The organism is Allosphingosinicella sp., from assembly GCF_036387215.1.
Lineage (GTDB): Bacteria > Pseudomonadota > Alphaproteobacteria > Sphingomonadales > Sphingomonadaceae > Allosphingosinicella.
The window spans coordinates 1-17047 of sequence record NZ_DASVUE010000356.1 but is presented as its reverse complement, the minus strand read 5'-3'; the positions used below and the strand labels follow the sequence as shown (position 1 = coordinate 17047).

Here is a 17047-nt window from a genome sequence, read left to right as displayed (position 1 = left end):
AAGCACGCCCTCGGGCGCTCCGCCCGAGCCCATATAAACATCGATCGTGGTGTCGGGGTCGGTGACTGCAATCACCCCGGCGACGTCGCCGTCCGGGATGAGGTTGATGCCGCAGCCGAGGCCGCGAAGCTCGGCGATCAGATCCTGATGCCGCGGCCGATCCAGCACGCAAACGATGATGTCGGAAGGATCGACGCCTTTCGCCGCAGCCACCGAGCGGATATTGTCGCTCGGGCTCCTGGCGAGGTCGATCGTGCCTTCAGGATAGCCGGGGCCAACCGCAAGCTTTTCCATATAGACGTCGGGGGCGTTGAGGAGGCCGCCCTCCTCAGCGATCGCAAGCACGGCGAGGGCGTTCGGGCCCGCCTTTGCGGTGATGGTGGTTCCTTCGAGAGGATCGAGAGCGATGTCGATCTTGGGCCCGGTGCCCTGCGCGGAGCCCACCTTCTCGCCGATATAGAGCATCGGCGCCTCGTCGCGCTCGCCTTCGCCGATCACGACGGTGCCGTCGAATTCGAGCTGGTTGAGAGCATCGCGCATCGCCTCCACCGCGGCGTGATCGGCGGCCTTTTCATCGCCGCGGCCGATGAGCTTCGATGCCGCGACTGCAGCGGCTTCGGTGACTCGCACCATTTCGAGGACGAGCACGCGGTCGAGCGTGCTGCTGGCGGTCACCATTTCTGCTCCTTTTCCTGTCGATCCGTTCATGTGGCGTTCGTTAAGCGAGGCCCATCATCTTGTCGAGAATGACGATGCTGGCTCTCCTTCCGCTCATGGCCATGCAGACCGCTGCGCCGAATTCCGTGACCGCGGAGCAGGCGCTGGAGACCTACAAGACCGAGTTCAAGCTCCCGGATCCACGTTGCGCGCCCGGGGACGATGCGGAGGCGATCGTCGTCTGCGGACGGCGCGATCCGGACGATTCAGGCCCCAAGGCGCTCCGCGTCCCCTACGTTCCCGAACCCGGCCGGCGCGTCCCGGGCGAAGTCTCGTTCGACGGCGGCGGCTGCATGCGCCTCTGCCACCAGCCGGTGCAGGTGGACGTCTTCAAGGTCGGCAGAGCGATCGTGAAAGGCGTCAAGAACCTGGTCGAGGATTGATCAGGCGCGGCTTGGGCAGAGGTCGGGCTCGTCGGCGAGGCTGTCGTAGAGCGCCCCAAGGTCGGTCTCCAGGATCGAGTCCAGAAGCTCGTCGAAGCTTTCGACGACGAAGTAGCTCTGCTGAAACGCGTCGGAGCGGTAGCGGGTGCGGAGTACCCGGCCGATGTCGAAGGCCGGGCGGTGCGGATCCGGACTTTCAAGCGAGAAGCGGGATTCGCCAAAGCTCGAAAGAATGCCCGCCCCGTAGATCTTGAGGTCGCCGTCTTCGCGCGCGAGGCCGAATTCCACCGTGTACCAGTAGAGGCGCGACAGCCGGTCGAGTGCGCCGCGGCGGAGCGCCTTCAGCCCCTCCTCGCCAAGCGCCTGCATGAAGTCCGCGACCGCCGGCTGGGCGAGCAGCGGCACGTGGCCGAAAACGTCATGGAACACGTCAGGTTCTTCGAGGTAATCGAGCTGGGAGGCGGAGCGGATGAAGTTGCCGGCGGGGAATCGGCGCTGGCTCAGATGGCGGAAGAATACGTCGTCCGGCACGAGGCCCGGAACCGACACGACCGTCCAGCCGGTGCGCGCGAACAGGCGCTCGTTTAACTCATCGAGATCGGGGATGCCCGGCCGCGACAGCCGGAGCACATCCAGCCCCTCGTGGAAGGCGCGAACGGCCCTTCCGGCGAGGAGCTCCTGCTGGCGCGCGAAGAGCAGGTCCCACACGCGGTGCTCCTCTGACGTGAAGCGCTCCCAATGCTGCGGGATCGTCCAGTCGGCCGCGGCACCGGGGGGAGGCGTGGGCGTGGCGGCGGCGCCGTGAAGCTTCGGCGCTTCGATGGTGAGATCGTCGGTAAACATGTGGAGCCTTCCTTCGCATAAAGAAAAACCCCGCCCGGAAGGTCCGGACGGGGCGATTTGATCGTTGCTGGTCTGATCAGCGCGTCAAAACGGTCCCGCCCGAGGGCAAGCATAATAGGAATAATAATAGACGGCCGATGCGCGCAGCTCGACGGGAACGGTCCTGCCGTTAAGCCCGGAAGCGGGCGCGATGTGCATCCTGCCGTCCATCACCATGACCCTGTCCGTCGGTCGCCTATTTGTCAATCGACTGAAACCTGGACCTTTTCTCCTGAACCGGAAGTGACCGGCTCAGGAAATCGGCCGCACCTCACCGGGAGCGAAGCGCTCCCGGCAGGTCCATTTTGCCTCGAACCTTTGCGGCAGGATCTCCTTCGCGCCGCCCACGGCCACCTCCACCCGCCAGCCGGGGACGTAGGCCTCGGCCGCGCCGGCGAATTGCCCGGGCCTGCCGATGCTCATCGTCGCTCCCTCGGCAGTGAAGAAGCCGCCGGTGGTGGAGACCGGCCCGCCGGCCGCAAGCCGGACGAGACGCCCGTCGATCCGGGCGATGCCCTCCGCACCGACCGCCGCGAAGACGATGCGGTCCCGATAGACGAGCAGGCAGGCACGCCGGTCCGCGACATAATCCCGAACCTCGCCAACCTTGAGAGCGCGCAACCGGAACGGGGGCGGCTTGTTCTCCGGCAGCGGCGCCGGTGTCGCCACCGCCTCGATCTCCCGCCGAAGCTGCTCGGGCGATTTGCCTTCGGTGGGATCGCCCCGCGCCCCGCAGCCGGCAAGGGAAAGCAGGGCGAGCATGCAGGCGAGCCGGCGCGGGTGCATCATCATTGATCGTTCGCATGGCTCCGCACGCCGCGCAACCAACCGGGCGGCACAAGCGTAGCGCCACTGATCCGAAATGCTGCGCCGAGCCCTCCTCCTTGCCGCCCTCTTCTCTTCCGCCCTCGCCGGGTGTGGAAAGGAGCCGGAGGAGTATCGGCCGGAGATCAAGGAGAGCGAGCGGCAATTAGGGGCCGAACAGCATCCCCAGCTGCTGGCGGAGTTCGGCGGCAGCTACGATGCCTCCGAAGCTGCCTATCTGAAGCGGATCGGGGAGAAGCTCGCCGGCACCGCCGGCCTTGGAGGCCAATGCACCTTCACGCTCGTCAACAGCGATGTCGTCAACGCCTTCGCGGTGCCGGGCTGCTACATCTACGTCACCCGCGGACTGATGGGCATCGTCAACAGCGAGGCGGAGCTCGCTTCGGTGCTCGCGCACGAGCTCGGCCATATCGTCGGCGCCCATAGCGCCCGGCAGCAGAAAAGGTCCCTCTGGCGCCAGCTGGGAGTGCTCGCGGTGGGAATGGTGACCGGCTCGGAAGGGCTGACCCGCCTGGCCGGCAACGCGGCCCAATATTTCACCCTCCGTTACTCGCGGAAGCAGGAATATGAGTCGGACGATCTCGGCCTCCTCTATCTCAGGCGAGCCGGCTACGATCCCTATGCGGCGTCCGACATGCTGGCGGCGCTCGCACGCAACGAGCAATATACTGCCCGCACCCGAGGCCGCGACGAAGCCAAGGGCGTTCCGGAATGGGCGCGAACGCACCCGCTGACCGAGCACCGGATCGAGAGAAGCCGAAGCGCCGCTGCGGCCACCGGGCTGGGCGAGGACGATCTGCCTGAGAACGAGGCGGGTTTCCTGAGGGAGGTGGACGGGCTCCTCTACGGCGACGATCCGGCGCAGGGCTTCGTGCTCGGCCGCCGCTTCGTCCATCCGGTCATGCGGATCGGTTTCGAGGCGCCGCAGGGCTTCACGCTCACCAACAGTCGGCAGGCGATCCTGATCGAGGGCCCCGACGGCATGCGCGGCGAATTCGGCGGCGGCAGGATGCCTCCGGGCGGCCTCGAAGACTATGTCTCCGGGGTCGTGGAGCAATCGCTGCGGGGGGCGCCGGTGCAGGCAGGCACGCCGGAGCCGATCCGCGCCAACGGCGTTCCCGGCGTGATCCTGCCGCTGCTGGTGCAGACGCAGCAGGCCGACCTGCAGCTCACAATCGCCGCCTTCGACCCGGGCGATGGGCAGGCCTTCCACTTCCTGATGGCGTCGCGCCCACTCCCCGACCTTTCCGTGCTGCGGAGCCTGTTCGGATCGTTCCGGACCGTCTCCCGGGAGGAAGCCGCGCGCCTGAGGCCGCGCCAGATCCGGGTCGTCGCCGCGGGTGCGGGCGATGATGTCGAGACCATTGCCTCGCGGATGGTAAGCGATCACCCGCGGGAGCATTTCCTGATGCTCAACGGCCGCTCACCGGATCAGCCGCTTCGGGCGGGCGAGCGGGTGAAGATCGTCCGCTGGGCGGGCGACTAAGCCAGAGCCGAGGCGAGCCACGCGGGGACGATGGCGCCGCCGAGGTCGTCGATCCGCCGATGCTCCACCGCAAGTCCGAGCTCAGGATAGTGTACGCGCGTTCGTTCCCCCGGCGCATCGACTGGGACCACCACCAGCCGCCGGTTGACCTTCTGCCGGTAGTTCATCCGGGCCGTATTCTCCTGCCCGACATAGCAGCCCTTGGCGAAGCTGACGCCGTTCAGCTCCGCAGCGTTGCATTCGAGCCAGAGCGTCTTGTCCGAGCCGAGCTCCGCCCGCCCCTCCGTGACACCAAGGCGAAGCCGGTGCTCCAGCCAGCCAATTGCCCGCTCCCCGGCAGGGGCGAGCCATCGGCGCCCGAGTTCGGGCAGGCGCGGATCGGGAGCGGCATTCCCATCAAGCGACCAGTGGACCGCAAGCCCCTCCTCCAGCTCGATCCTGATCGTCCGGCGAAGCCGGTACATCGAAAGCCGCTTCATGAGATCGGCCGCTGCGTCCCGCTCGCAGTCGATCAGCACGTCGTCGTCGGCGGCCCAGAGGATGAAATCGAACAAAGCCTTGCCCTGCGCCGTCAGGAGCCCCGCCCAGAGCGGCCGATCCGGTGCAAGCGCGGCGGTGTCGTTGGTGACGAGCCCCTGCAGGAAGCCGCGAACGTCCTCGCCCGAAAGGCGGACGAGAGCACGGTCGATGAGGGTGGTCGCGGGCATATACGTGAGTTAGGGGCTGGCACCTGGAAAGAGAAGCCGGATGACCGAACGCCTCACCATACGCCGCCCGGACGACTGGCACGTGCACCTGCGCGACGGCGGCATGCTGGGGGCGGTCGCCGGCTACACCGCCCGCAGCTTCGCGCGCGCCATCGTGATGCCGAACCTTAATCCGCCCGTCACTGGCGCCGAAGCCGCCGGAGCCTATCGAACCCGGATCATGGGGGCGCTGCCCGCCGGCTCCGATTTCACGCCGCTGATGACGCTCTACCTCACCGATGCCGCCGATCCCGGTGAGATCGAGCGTGGCTTCGCCGCGGGCGCGTTCACCGCCGCCAAGCTCTACCCCGCCCATGCGACCACCAATTCCGCGCACGGAGTGACCGACCTCAGGAACATCTTTCCTGCGCTGGAGACGATGCAGCGGATCGACATGCCGCTCCTTGTGCACGGCGAGGTGACGGATCCGGACATCGACGTGTTCGATCGCGAGAAGGTCTTCATCGAGCGCGTCTTCACGAAGCTCGTGCGGGACTTTCCCGATCTCAGGATCGTGTTCGAGCACATCACCACCGCCGAGGCGGCCGAGTTCGTGGCGTCCTCTGGCCCGAACATCGCCGCCACGGTGACGCCGCAGCACCTCGTCATCAACCGCAACGCGATGTTCGCGGGTGGCCTTCGCCCGCACGCATACTGCCTTCCGGTCGCCAAGCGCGAGGCGCACCGGCAGGCCATCCGCCGCGCCGCCACCTCAGGCTCTCCGAAATTCTTCCTCGGCACCGACAGCGCGCCGCATGCCGTGGAGCGGAAGGAATCGGGCTGCGGCTGCGCCGGCATCTTCAACGCGCCCTTCGCGCTCGAAAGCTACGCGCAGGTGTTCGAGGAAGAAGGTGCGCTGGACCGGTTCGAAGCCTTCGCGTCCGAGAACGGCCCCCGTTTCTACCGCCTCCCGCTCAACAGCGGCACCGTGACGCTGGAGCGGGCGCCGGTGACGGTCCCGGAGCGCCTGCGTGCGGACGGCACCTGGGTTGTGCCGTTCCACGCCGGCGAAACCCTGCGCTGGCGCCTTGTTGAGACCGGGTAGGCCCCTCGCGCTGGCGCTTGCGCTGCTGCTTTCCGGCTGCTCGAAAGAGCCCGCAGCCCCGCCGCCCGAGCCGAAACCACGACCGAAAGCCGCCGCGCCCCAGCCCGCGCCCGACGTTCCGCTCTCTGAAGCGCCCGCCGCCCGGCCTGCCGGCGAAGGGGCTGCCCAGGTGATGCAATCCTATTATGCGCTGATCGAAGCGGGTAAATATGGCGATGCGTACAAGCTCAGGGAGCCCGCGCCGGGCGCTCCCAGCGCCGAGGCATTCGCGCAAAGCTTCGAACGGTACGCGGAGCACCACGCCACCGTCGGCCGTCCCTCGGAGCCGGTTCAAAGCGGCGGCTGGCTCTATGTCGAGGTGCCGGTGCAGACCTATGGCCGGATGAAGGACGGCTCGCCGCTCGCAAGCGGTGGCACGGTGACCCTTCGGCGCCGGGCTACGGGCGGCGCCTGGCGCATCTTCACGAAGGGCTGAGACGCCCCATATCGGATCAAAGAAAAGGGAGGCTGCGATGGCGAAATTGATCGGATTGGCAGGACTTGGGCTCGCACTTGCGCTCGTCGGCTGCGGCGATGGCGGCGGTGCTTCGGAGCCCAGGACCAAGACGATGACCGTCAGCAGCCCCTTCATCGAACAGCTGAAGGGCCTCAGCAAGGACAATCAAGGGCTCGCGCTCCGGCGCGCGGTCCAGGATTCGCAGCAGCGCTGCAAGCGGGTCGAGCACTCCGCTTACCAGCAGGATTACAAGAACCTCTCCGTCTGGAATTTGAAGTGCACCGATGGCGAATATGTACTGTTCATCGCCCCCAATGGCGACGTCCAGGTGAGGAGTTGCGCACACGCCGAGCGGCTCGGCCTCCCGCAGTGCCGGTTCGAGGCGGCCGCCAAGACGAGCTGATCTTTAAGAGGGCCCGGGGAGCACGCTTGCTGCCGCACCTCTTCGATGTTATGATGTTACATAACAGACGAGGAGAACAGCCATGCCGAGGCACCGCCAAGTTCCTTCCCTTGCTGCCGAGGCCGGCGGCCCGATCAGCGAGCTCAACACGACGCCGCTGATCGACGTGATGCTGGTGCTCCTCATCATGTTCATCATCACCATCCCGATCACGACTCACAAGGTGCCGCTGGACCTGCCGGGCGGCATTCCGCCCGCGCGGTCGGAGCCCATCGTCCACCGCCTCAATCTCGACCAGTCGGGCCGGATCACCCTCGACGGCGCCGCCTTGAGCGAGCGCGACCTCCCGGCCCGTCTCGCGGCGATCAGCGCCGAACCCACCAGCGAGCTGCACCTCAGGGCGGAATCCGAAACGCCCTACGACAGGTTCGACCGGGTGCTTGCGGCGGTGAAGCGTGCCGGCGTCACTCGCCTCGGGCTGGTGGACAACGAGCGCTTCGCCAACGCGGCGGGGTAGCTGGCCGGGGCTGAAAACCTCCCGCACTTGACCCGGCGCGCTCCGGGGCCGATTTGGGCCGCATCCAATGGCCGCTAACGTCCACCCGATCGCCCGCAACGCCGCGCCTTCGCTCGAGCCGATGGTCCAGCTCGTCGCGGCCGACCTCAACCATGTGAACAAAGTCATCCTCGCCCGCATGCAGAGCGAGGTGGCGCTGATCCCCGAGCTTGCGGGGCACCTCATCGCCGGCGGCGGCAAGCGGATGCGGCCGATGCTGACGCTCGCCTGCGCACGCCTGCTCGATTATCCGGGCGCGAGGCACCACAAGCTCGCCGCCGCTGTCGAGTTCATCCACACCGCGACCCTTCTCCACGACGACGTGGTCGACGGCTCCGGCCTCCGCCGCGGCAAGCGCACCGCGAACATCATCTGGGGCAATCCGGCGAGCGTCCTCGTCGGCGATTTCCTGTTCTCGCGCTCCTTCGAGCTGATGGTTGAGGACGGAAGCCTCAAGGTGCTGAAGATCCTCTCCCGCGCCTCCGCGATCATTGCCGAGGGGGAGGTCGACCAGCTCACCGCCCAGCGACGGGTCGAGACCAGCGAGGATCATTATCTCGACATCATCAGCGCCAAGACCGCGGCCCTGTTCGCCGCAGCCTGCCGGATCTCCGCGGTGGTGGCCGAGCGCGACGAGGCGGTGGAGGAAGCGCTCGACAGCTACGGCCGCAACCTCGGCATCGCTTTCCAGCTGATCGACGATGCGATCGATTATTCCTCGGACTCAGACACGATGGGTAAGGGCGTCGGCGACGATTTCCGCGACGGCAAGGTGACTCTCCCCGTGATCCTTGCCTTTGCGCGAGGCAACGAGGCCGACCGGCGTTTCTGGCGCGAGGCGATGGAGGGCAGCCGCGCCTCCGACGCGGATCTCGCCCACGCCACCGGGCTGCTCCGTTCCACCGGCGCAATCGACGACACCATCGCCCGCGCCCGCCACTACGGCCGCCGCGCGATCGACGCGCTCGGGCCCTTCTGCGGCGGAAAGGCAAAATCGGCCCTCGTCGAAGCTGTCGAGTTCGCGGTCTCGCGAGCTTATTGAAGGGCGGCGCCTCAGATCGCCATTGCGAGGAGCGGAGCGACGAAGCAATCCAGACGTGCGCCTAACTGGATTGCTTCGCTTTCGCTCCCAATGATGACGTCCCTTCCTATCCATTCCGTGCTGCCGGACCTGCTCGCGGCCCTCCGCAACCGCTCGAGTGCTGTCCTCGTCGCACCTCCCGGAGCGGGCAAGACAACCGCGGTTGCGCCCGCCTTGCTGCGCGAGGCCTGGTGCACCGGCGAGATCCTGCTCCTCTCGCCCCGCCGCCTCGCCGCCCGCGCCGCAGCCGAGCGGATGGCGGAGCTTGCCGGGGAGCGGCCGGGCGAGACGATCGGCTATGCCACCCGGCTCGACACGAAACGTTCCGCCCGCACCCGAATCCTCGTCCTCACCGAAGGCATCTTCCGGAACCGGATCCAGGCGGATCCGGAACTGCAGGGAGTCTCCGCAGTCCTCTTCGACGAGGTGCACGAGCGCAGCCTCGACAGCGACTTCGGCCTTGCGCTGGCGCTCGACGCGCAGGAAGCGCTGCGGCCTGACCTGCCTATCGTGGCAATGTCGGCGACCCTCGATGGCGAGCGCTTCGCCCGACTGATGGGTGATGCACCTTTGATAGAGAGCCAGGGGCGAAGCTATCCGCTCGAGCTCAGGCATATCGGCCGCTCCGCCGAGAAAAGGATTGAGGATGACATGTCCGCCGCCGTTCGCCGGGCGCTTGCGGAGGCGGAGGGAAGCGTGCTCGCCTTCCTGCCAGGCGTCTCCGAGATCGAGCGCACGGCGGAGCGGCTCGAGGGGCTGCCGCCCGATGTCGACCTCCACCGGCTGCACGGTACGCTTGAGCCGGGTGCTCAACGCGCCGCCATCGCCGCTCCGTCTCCGGGCCGGCGGAAGGTGGTGCTCGCGACGTCGATCGCCGAGACCAGCCTGACGCTGGACGGAGTGCGGGTGGTGGTCGACAGCGGCCTTGCCCGCCGCCCCCGCTACGACCGCTCCGCAGGCCTCACCCGCCTGGTGACGGAGCGGGCGAGCCAGGCGTCAGTCACGCAGCGCGCGGGCCGCGCCGGGCGGCAGGGTCCGGGCATCGCCTATCGCCTGTGGGAAGAGGCCTCGACCGCCGGCCTGCCGCCCTTCGATCCGCCGGAGATATTGGAGGCCGATCTCAGCGCGCTCCTGCTCGACTGCGCGATCTGGGGCGTTGCCGATCCGCGCACCCTCAAATGGATCGATCCACCGCCCGCCGCCGCCATCGACGAAGCGCGCAAGCGCCTGCTCGCGCTGGGCGCGATCGACGAAGCCGGGCGCCCGACGGAACATGGCAAGGCCATCGCCGCGCTCCCGCTCCCGCCCCGCCTCGCGCACATGATGATCGAGGCCGAAGCGCGCGGCTGGGGCGAGACCGGGGTCGAGGTGGCGGTGCTGATCTCGGAGCGCGGCCTCGGCGGCAACGACACCGATCTCGAGCTCCGCCTTCGCCGCTGGCGAACCGACCGCGGCAAGCGTGCGGAGGCGGCACGAGGGCTGGCAAGAAGATGGCTGCGTCTGATCCCACTCCCTGAAAGGGAGGGTCCAGAGGTGGGTCCCACCGCAGGCGGCCGAAATTCCGAGGCTAAGGGCTCGCTCCGCTCGCCACCCATCCCCGCCCCCTCTCTTCCAGGGACGGCGGATATCGGAGCCTGCATCGCCCTCGCCTTTCCCGATCGCCTCTCCCGCCGCCGCGATGCCTCCGGAGAGAATTGGATCTCGGTGGGCGGGCGAGGCTTCCGCCTCGATCCCGCCTCCCCGCTCGCACGCGAGCAGTGGCTTGCAGTGGCCGAGGTCGGCGGATCAGCCGCCGGCGCGCGCATCCTCGCGGCAGCATCGATGGACGAGGCTACAGTGGAAAGCCTGTTCGCCCACCGGATCGAAACGGGTGCCCAACTGAGCTTCGAGCCCGCTACCGGCGGCGTCACTGCCAAGCGCGGCCGTCGGCTAGGCGCGATCACCTTGAGCGAAGGCCGTGACACTAATGCGTCTCCCGAGGCGGTGGCCGCCGCATTGGTGGAGGGGGTCCGCACCCACGGCCTCAACCTCCTCCCCTGGAGCGAGACCGCACAGTCGCTTCGCCGCCGGGCCGCCTTTGCCGCCCGCTTCGATCCCTCGCTGCCGGACCTTTCCGACGACGATCTCACCGCCTCCCTCGACGAATGGCTTCCCCTGCTCGTCGCAGGCAAGCGGCGCTTGTCCGACCTCGATCCGGGGGCGCTGTCGGGTGTGCTCGATGCTCTGCTCGGCTGGGAGGGTCGGAAAACACTCGACCGCCTCGCCCCCTGCACCTTCGAAACTCCTGCCGGAAGCAGCCACGCTATCGATTACGAAGCCGAGGCAGGCCCGACCGTCACCGCCCGTGTCCAGGCTCTGTTCGGCCTCGCCGAGCATCCGAGCGTGGGCGGCGGCGCCGTGCCTCTGGTCCTCAGCCTCACATCGCCCGCCGGCCGCCCGATTCAGACGACGCGGGACCTTCCCGGCTTCTGGGCCGGAAGCTGGGCCGCAATCGCCAAGGAGATGCGGGGGCGCTACCCCAAACACCCCTGGCCCGATGATCCGGCACGGGCCGATCCCACCTTGAGAACCAAGAAGGCTTCCGCCCGTTCGGGCTGAGCGATATAGGGCGCCAACGACGAAGGACCGACATGGCAGCGCGCATCTTCCAGATTTCGAAGGCAGTGAACCAATCCGGCGGCGCCAAGGCCGGCAAATGGGTGCTGGAATTCGAATCCCACTCGCCGAAACGCCCCGATCCGCTCACCGGCTGGTCCGGCGGCGCCGACACGCAGTCGCAAGTCTCGATCAACTTCGACAGCCTGGAGGACGCCCAGCGCTACGCGGAGAAATATGGCGTGTCCTACCACATCATCCCACCGGCCGAGCGGAAGATGCGCATCCAGTCCTACGCGGACAATTTCCGCTAGGCCTCGGCTAGGAATCCACTGCCGAGCAGAAGCAACAGCTTCACGTCCATCGCCAGCCCTTCCGCCCGCTTCGCAGCGACGAACGCCGGCACCGCCGCGAGCGCCACCCGGTGCACGACGATGTCTTCGGCTTCGACGCCGCCACCTTCCCCCACCTTCGTCAGCCCCTCGGCCCGGAGCAGGGTGAAGCCTTCCGACGACATTCCGGGCGAAGCGTGGAAGCGGCCCAGATCCACCATCCGCTCGGCGCGGTAGCCGGTCTCTTCCTCAAGCTCGCGGATCGCGGCGGTCGAGATCTCCTCGCCCTCCTGCTCGTCGCCGACGAGCCCCGCCGGCAGCTCCAGGCATTTGCGTCCGATCGGCACCCGATATTGCTCGACAAGGATCACCTGCCCCTCGTCGATCGCGAGGATGACTGCAGCGCTGACGCCGCGGGTGCGGGAGACGAACTCCCAGCGCCCCTGCTTCGTCACCTTGATATATTTGCCCTGCCAGGGCGTTTCGGGCGCGTCGGTCACAGCTCGATTAAACGGTCCGGGAGCTCGTTTCGGTCCGTCGCGGTTTTCGGGAAGTGCTCGGAAAGCACGCCGCCCATGTCCTCCACCGCCTTTGCCATCCCTGCGCCGGGCCGGCCGGCCTTCACCTCCTCGACGAGATCCGCCATCGCCTCGCCCCAAAGGTCCGGCGCCACCTTTGAGACGATCGCCTCGTCCGCGACGATTTCGGCGCGCCGCTCGCGAAGCGACAGATAGAGGAGGATGCCGACGCGGCCGACCGTCCGCCGCTCCGCCCCCACCCGGAAATGCTCCACCGCCCGGCGGCGCACCCGGCGGCTCTTCGTGGAGCCGGGCGTGAGCGCCATCCGGAGCGGCATATAGGCGAGGGCGTAGCGGACGATCAGGAAGACGGCTGCGAGCTTCACGAACAGGAACGCCATAAGCAGCGCCCGCGACGGGGCTTCGTTCCAGCCGAGCGTCAGGCCTGTCGCCCAGTCGATCACCGATTGCGGCAACAGCGCCAGCACGGCAGGCACCAGCAGCATCGCCAGCACCGCGTAATGAAGCCCGACGTCGTGATAGCTGTCGGACTTTTCCGCCACGATCGTCACGATCTCGGCGTCGCTGCTGAGCTCGGCCCGGGTGACCGCTTCGGTGACGAGCCGGTGATCCTCAGCGGTGAATCTCAGCATCACCATCCCCCCGATGCGCCGCCGCCGCCGAACGAGCCGCCGCCGCCGGAAAAGCCGCCGAACCCGCCGCCTCCGCCGCCGCCCCAGCCTCCGCCGCCGCTTCCCCAGCCGCCTCCGCCACCCATGCCCGGGCCCCAGATCACGATCGGGAAGCCGCCGCGGCGCCGATAGCGCCGCCCACGCCCACCCCGCCGGAACATCGGCAGGATCACGAACAGGAAGATGAAGCCCCAGAAGAGCAGCGGAAAGATAGATCCCCCGCCGCCGCCGCTGCTGCGTCCGCTTTGCCGCGCCCGCTGCGCCTGAGACGCCTCCAGCGCCCGCTGCTCGGCCTGCTCCGGCGGCGCCTGGAGCTGCTCGATGATCGCGTCGGCCCCCGCATTTATGCCGCCCGGATAATCGCCCGCTTTGAAGCGTGGCAGGATCTGGTTCTGGACGATAAGGCTAGACAAGGCGTCGGTGAGGATCGGCTCCAGGCCGTAGCCAACCTCGATCCGCACCTTCCGCTCGGTCGGAGCGACGAGCAGGATAGTGCCGTTATTCGCCTCGTTCTGCCCGATCCCCCAGGCGCGGCCGAGCTTGTAGCCGTAATCTTCGATCGGATAGCCCTGAAGGTCCGGCACCGTCGCGACCACGAGCTGGCGGCTGTTTGCCTGTTCCAGCCCCTCTAGCTTCTGCGTCAGCGCCGCCTCGTCGGCGGGGCTGAGCAGATTCGCCTGATCCACCACCCGCCCCGTCAGCTTGGGGAATTGCTGCGCTTGGGCGGCCGTCCCCGCCCACAGGCAGAGAAGAAGCAGGAGCCGGAGGAGGGTCACCCCTGCAGACTTACTTGCCGTTGCCGAAATCGACCTTCGGAGCCGTTTCCGCGCCCGGCGTAGTCGCCTGGAACGGGACCATCGGCTGCGCTCCGTAGAATATCTTGGCGCCGATCACGTCGGGGAAGGTGCGGATGCGCGTGTTATAGGCCTGCACCGCCTGGTTGTAGTCGGTGCGGGCGATCGTGATCCGGTTCTCGGTTCCTTCCAGCTGCGATTGCAGCGTCAGGAAATTCTGATTGGTCTTGAGGTCCGGATAGGCCTCCTGCAGCCGCTGCAACGGAATGATCGCGCTCGTCAGCCGCGCCTGCGCTTCCGAAAAGGAGCGCATCGCCTCCGGATCCCGAAGCTGTTCGGGGCTGATCTGGATCCGCGTGGCGTTGGCTCGCGCTTCGGTCACCTCGCGAAGCACGTTCCGTTCCTGCGCGGCTGCGCCCTGGACGCTCGCGACGAGGTTCGGGATGAGGTCGGCGCGGCGCTGATACTGGTTCTGGACGTCCGCCCAGCGTGCCTTCGCCTCTTCTTCCGCAGTCGGAATGGAATTGATGCCGCACCCGGCGAGCGATGCCGCTGCCACCGGAGCGAGGAGCGCGATCCTGAGGCGAGTACCGGTCATTCAAGTCCTCCTTGAGCTTCAGCCTGTCCGCCAAGTAGGGAGTTCGATGCGGGCCCGCAACGGGAGGGATGCAATGCTTCAGGGGTTCAGGGATTTCATCAATCGCGGCAATGTCGTCGATCTCGCCGTCGCAGTGATCATCGGCGGCGCCTTCACCGGCATCGTGACCTCGCTCACCGAGGACATCATCATGCCGGTGATCGGATGGCTGCTCGGAGACCTCGACTTCTCCAATTACTTCATCCGCCTCGGCGCCGTCCCCGCCGGCTATGCGGGGGATCCGAACAATTATGCCGCGCTCAAGGAGGCAGGCGTGCCGATGCTCGGCTACGGCCAGTTCCTGACGGCAGCGGTCAATTTCCTGATCATCGCCTTCATCATCTATCTGCTGGTCCGCAGCCTCAGGCAGATCGTACCCGACAAGGACGTGCCGCAGGCCGCGGAACCGGCGGAAGTGGCACTGCTCAGGGAAATCCGGGACGAACTCAGGTCGGGCGCATCCTCGCGGTCACTTTAAATTCATCGGCAATTGCCTATATGGAAGCTGCCGGTTTCGGCCGGCTATGGCGATAAAGAGCGGCGTATAATAGACGCAGCGGACCCGGGGGCGGTACCCGGCGGCTCCACCAAAACAGGCTTTCGGGCCTGTCCTGACGGGGCCGAACTAGGATCGACGTGTGTTGAAAGGCGCTGTTTTTCGCTCGGAATGGGACCACCGCAACGGCCCATTACACAAGTGCCAACGATAACGAAGCACTCGCGATTGCTGCGTAACCCGAACCTCACGGTTTAGGTTACATCAGACAAAAGCACGGTAGGGACCGCACCGGGTAACAGAAGCGGAAACCAGCGGCACGGGGAGGGCCGGGCAACAGAACCTCCCCACCTGCCCCTTCTCATTCCACATCCGGCACGTCTTGCCGCCCGCGCCAATCCGAATTATGCCGCTCTGCCGCTGATCTGGATCGGCGTGCGACATCAAAGAGGGGATTTCTGCATGAAGCTCGTCATCAAAGCAGCCGCTTTCTCCGCCTTCCTCGCGCTTGCCGCTTGCGGCGGCAGCGACGCCGGCGACAACATCCAGGCCGCTGCCGACAATCAGGCCGCTGCGCTCGAGAACGAGGCATCGAACCTCAGCGACCAGGCCGACAACGCCACCGGCAACGCCGCCGACAGCCTCGAGAACCAGGCAAGCGCGCTCGAGAATCAGGCCGACAACGTCCAGGCCGCCGGCGAGAATGCCGCCGACGCCGCCGACGAGGCCGCTGCCAACAAGCAGTAAGCATCGCCGTATCGACAAAGGGGCTGCCGGCCAGATGCGCCGGCAGCCCCTTTTTCATGCCTGCGGCAGGCGGCGCCTTCTCATCCGGCAGTAGCGGTCCCGGCTCCGGCGAACTCGGCGTCCGCATTCTCGATCAGCCGCAGCTCCCGTGTCGAAAGCTCGAAGTGGAACAGTCCGCCCAGCTTGAAGTCGTGGTTCCAGCGGATTTCAGCCGGAAGGCTGCCCACTCCGGGAACGCTTAGGACGAGGTTCGTGCCTGGCGCGACCGGCTCCAGGCATTCCGCCATGAAACCCGCCGGCGACAGGTTCATCAGCCGCACGTCGATGTTCGGCTGCCCCTCCTGAAGCAGAGTGGCCGGTAGCCGGACCTCCGTTCGAACCAGCAACGGGCGGCGCCTCTCGCGAATGGTCTGCATAGTCTCTTTCTTCAAGCTGCCTGTGGAGGCGCGATCTTCGCCAGCGGCTGTCGGCGGAGAGGCGCCGCGACGGCGGCCGCGACCGGCGGCCCAGAGTTGCACCAATCCGTCATCCGGCCTCCCCGATCAGACGGCGGAATATAGCGACGCGGGCCTTAACAATTCATCATCGGCGGAGAGAGCCGCCACAGACATGCCGGGCTCATTCAGCCGCAAAAACAGAAGGGCTGGCGGGCCGGCGGAGGAACCTGCCTAAGCGGCGAGGACTCGTTTCGACAATCCCACGCCCTGATTGACTTCGTCTCCGGCGGCAGCGCCCGGCTCCCCTGCGGCCGCACGACTTTCCTTGGGGAGAACGGACAGGCTGAGGAGATAGCCGAGGATCGCGCTGCCTCCGTAGCCGACCACGGGCGTCGGATAATTGCCGAGCGCGGCTGCAACGACGCAGCCGAGCCAGATCGATCCGAACAGCAGATGGACGTGACGGCGCTCCGGATCGCCGCCTAAGCCCAGGATCGCGGGCACCAGCAGCAGCATCGAGCCGAGCACCACCGCGGCTCCCGCAAGGATGTGGACGTCGAACGAGGTGTAGAGGATCCGGTCAACGTACGGCACCGCCGGGTTCGTATCCGGCCTCGCGAGCGCCACCGCACAGCCGGCGATTGCAGCGACCAGTGAGGCGAGCACGGCCCTGCCCGGGCGCGCGATGGCGAGTACCGCCATGCTGAACGCAAGCACGCCGCTCATCGCCCGGTCGGGCTGGAGCGCCAGCGCGGCCGCTGCGACCGCGATTCCCGCCGCCCCGACGGCGCCTTGATGCCGAGCAAACGCGACGATCAAGAAGGGCAGCAGCACGAGGCTTACCTGCACGCCCAAGGGCCCGATCCGGATCCATCTCGCGGCCCCGTCCGCCGAGGCTCCGAACAGGGCCGTGGCCAGCAGACAGGCGCCGAACGCCATCACCGCCGCGCTTGCGAACCGCCGGTGCTGCGATACCACGCCCGCAAAGCCGGTTGCAGCGACAATCCCAAGCAGCAACGCCACTGCATTCACGATCATGTACCGCCCCGGCGCCCCCGCCAACACGAGATAGGATATGCCGAGGCAGGTCGCCGCGACCCCGCAGGCGATCCCCGCATTCCGTGGCTGCCGCAGCTTGCCCCATTCGATCGCCATCGTCGCAACTCCTTTCGCTGTAGA

The 17047-nt window shown here is 67.2% G+C and carries 21 protein-coding genes and 1 other RNA gene; 12 read left to right on the top strand and 10 right to left on the bottom strand.

The features are described from left to right. A partial coding sequence (gene glpX / locus VF662_RS14195; protein ID WP_464142412.1) for a class II fructose-bisphosphatase occupies positions 1–678 on the bottom strand: 678 nt, incomplete at its 3' end. Positions 679–752: 74 nt separating this feature from the next. Between glpX and VF662_RS14190 the strand changes: the two genes are divergently transcribed. Continuing rightward, complete coding sequence (locus VF662_RS14190) at positions 753–1100, top strand: hypothetical protein (protein WP_464142411.1); 348 nt, start codon at positions 753–755, stop codon at positions 1098–1100. Here VF662_RS14190 and phhA read toward each other — a convergent pair whose 3' ends face one another. Next, positions 1101–1943 (bottom strand): phenylalanine 4-monooxygenase, encoded by an 843-nt coding sequence (gene phhA / locus VF662_RS14185; RefSeq protein WP_464142410.1) that lies wholly within the window; start codon positions 1941–1943, stop codon positions 1101–1103. 291 nt (positions 1944–2234) lie between these two features. Then, positions 2235–2774 (bottom strand): hypothetical protein, encoded by a 540-nt coding sequence (locus VF662_RS14180; protein ID WP_464142409.1) that lies wholly within the window; start codon positions 2772–2774, stop codon positions 2235–2237. Positions 2775–2844: 70 nt separating this feature from the next. Between VF662_RS14180 and VF662_RS14175 the strand changes: the two genes are divergently transcribed. After that, positions 2845–4293 carry a M48 family metalloprotease gene (locus VF662_RS14175; RefSeq protein WP_464142408.1) on the top strand — a complete coding sequence of 483 codons (1449 nt, stop codon included), beginning with the start codon at positions 2845–2847 and terminating at the stop codon, positions 4291–4293. Here the strand turns inward: VF662_RS14175 and ygfZ are convergent. Next, on the bottom strand, positions 4290–5000 hold the full coding sequence (gene ygfZ, locus VF662_RS14170) for a CAF17-like 4Fe-4S cluster assembly/insertion protein YgfZ (protein ID WP_464142407.1): 711 nt from the start codon (positions 4998–5000) through the stop codon (positions 4290–4292). The two genes, VF662_RS14175 and ygfZ, sit on opposite strands and share 4 nt — an antisense overlap. 40 nt (positions 5001–5040) lie before the next feature. Between ygfZ and pyrC the strand changes: the two genes are divergently transcribed. The 7 genes from pyrC to VF662_RS14135 all read left to right on the top strand — a co-directional run bounded on the left by pyrC (position 5041) and on the right by VF662_RS14135 (position 11529). Then, a complete protein-coding gene (pyrC, locus tag VF662_RS14165) occupies positions 5041–6084 on the top strand; it encodes a dihydroorotase (protein WP_464142406.1) in 1044 nt (347 codons plus the stop codon). A 169-nt stretch (positions 6085–6253) separates the two neighbouring features. Next, positions 6254–6559: a hypothetical protein gene (locus tag VF662_RS14160; RefSeq protein ID WP_464142405.1), complete on the top strand. Its 306-nt coding sequence runs from the start codon at positions 6254–6256 to the stop codon at positions 6557–6559. A gap of 37 nt (positions 6560–6596) precedes the next feature. Continuing rightward, complete coding sequence (locus VF662_RS14155) at positions 6597–6983, top strand: hypothetical protein (RefSeq protein WP_464142404.1); 387 nt, start codon at positions 6597–6599, stop codon at positions 6981–6983. Between the two features lie 82 nt (positions 6984–7065). After that, positions 7066–7500, top strand: coding sequence for an ExbD/TolR family protein (locus VF662_RS14150; protein WP_464142403.1), 435 nt, complete (start codon positions 7066–7068; stop codon positions 7498–7500). 67 nt (positions 7501–7567) lie between these two features. After that, positions 7568–8581, top strand: coding sequence for a polyprenyl synthetase family protein (locus VF662_RS14145; RefSeq protein ID WP_464142402.1), 1014 nt, complete (start codon positions 7568–7570; stop codon positions 8579–8581). A 93-nt stretch (positions 8582–8674) separates the two neighbouring features. After that, positions 8675–11218: an ATP-dependent helicase HrpB gene (gene hrpB / locus VF662_RS14140; RefSeq protein ID WP_464142401.1), complete on the top strand. Its 2544-nt coding sequence runs from the start codon at positions 8675–8677 to the stop codon at positions 11216–11218. Between the two features lie 32 nt (positions 11219–11250). Then, positions 11251–11529, top strand: a complete 279-nt coding sequence (locus VF662_RS14135) for an ETC complex I subunit (RefSeq protein ID WP_464142400.1) — start codon at positions 11251–11253, stop codon at positions 11527–11529. On the opposite strand, the gene VF662_RS14130 is transcribed toward VF662_RS14135, so the two are convergent. From VF662_RS14130 to VF662_RS14115, 4 genes are read right to left on the bottom strand one after another with little or no spacing between them, the layout of a single operon-like run. Further along, positions 11526–12047 (bottom strand): NUDIX hydrolase, encoded by a 522-nt coding sequence (locus tag VF662_RS14130; RefSeq protein ID WP_464142399.1) that lies wholly within the window; start codon positions 12045–12047, stop codon positions 11526–11528. The genes VF662_RS14135 and VF662_RS14130 overlap by 4 nt on opposite strands. Then, a complete protein-coding gene (locus VF662_RS14125; protein WP_464142398.1) occupies positions 12044–12724 on the bottom strand; it encodes a TPM domain-containing protein in 681 nt (226 codons plus the stop codon). The genes VF662_RS14130 and VF662_RS14125 overlap by 4 nt, the downstream gene beginning before the upstream one ends. Beyond that, the gene (locus VF662_RS14120) at positions 12718–13533 is read right to left on the bottom strand and encodes a TPM domain-containing protein (RefSeq protein ID WP_464142397.1); all 816 of its coding nucleotides are present in this window, start codon (positions 13531–13533) and stop codon (positions 12718–12720) included. Before VF662_RS14120 ends, VF662_RS14125 begins: the two co-directional genes overlap by 7 nt. A gap of 10 nt (positions 13534–13543) precedes the next feature. Then, positions 13544–14149 (bottom strand): LemA family protein, encoded by a 606-nt coding sequence (locus tag VF662_RS14115; RefSeq protein ID WP_464142396.1) that lies wholly within the window; start codon positions 14147–14149, stop codon positions 13544–13546. A gap of 73 nt (positions 14150–14222) precedes the next feature. Between VF662_RS14115 and mscL the strand changes: the two genes are divergently transcribed. From mscL to VF662_RS14100, 3 genes are all read left to right on the top strand, one after another. Continuing rightward, on the top strand, positions 14223–14666 hold the full coding sequence (mscL, locus tag VF662_RS14110; RefSeq protein ID WP_464142394.1) for a large conductance mechanosensitive channel protein MscL: 444 nt from the start codon (positions 14223–14225) through the stop codon (positions 14664–14666). Then, positions 14658–14997, top strand: a transfer-messenger RNA (tmRNA) gene (gene ssrA / locus VF662_RS14105). The genes mscL and ssrA overlap by 9 nt, the downstream gene beginning before the upstream one ends. A 149-nt stretch (positions 14998–15146) precedes the next feature. Then, positions 15147–15431, top strand: coding sequence for a hypothetical protein (locus tag VF662_RS14100; RefSeq protein ID WP_464142392.1), 285 nt, complete (start codon positions 15147–15149; stop codon positions 15429–15431). An 80-nt stretch (positions 15432–15511) separates the two neighbouring features. Here VF662_RS14100 and VF662_RS14095 read toward each other — a convergent pair whose 3' ends face one another. Continuing rightward, the gene (locus VF662_RS14095; RefSeq protein ID WP_464142390.1) at positions 15512–15847 is read right to left on the bottom strand and encodes a PilZ domain-containing protein; all 336 of its coding nucleotides are present in this window, start codon (positions 15845–15847) and stop codon (positions 15512–15514) included. Positions 15848–16099: 252 nt separating this feature from the next. After that, positions 16100–17047 (bottom strand): hypothetical protein (locus tag VF662_RS14090; protein ID WP_464142388.1); only part of this gene is annotated, 948 nt, incomplete at its 5' end.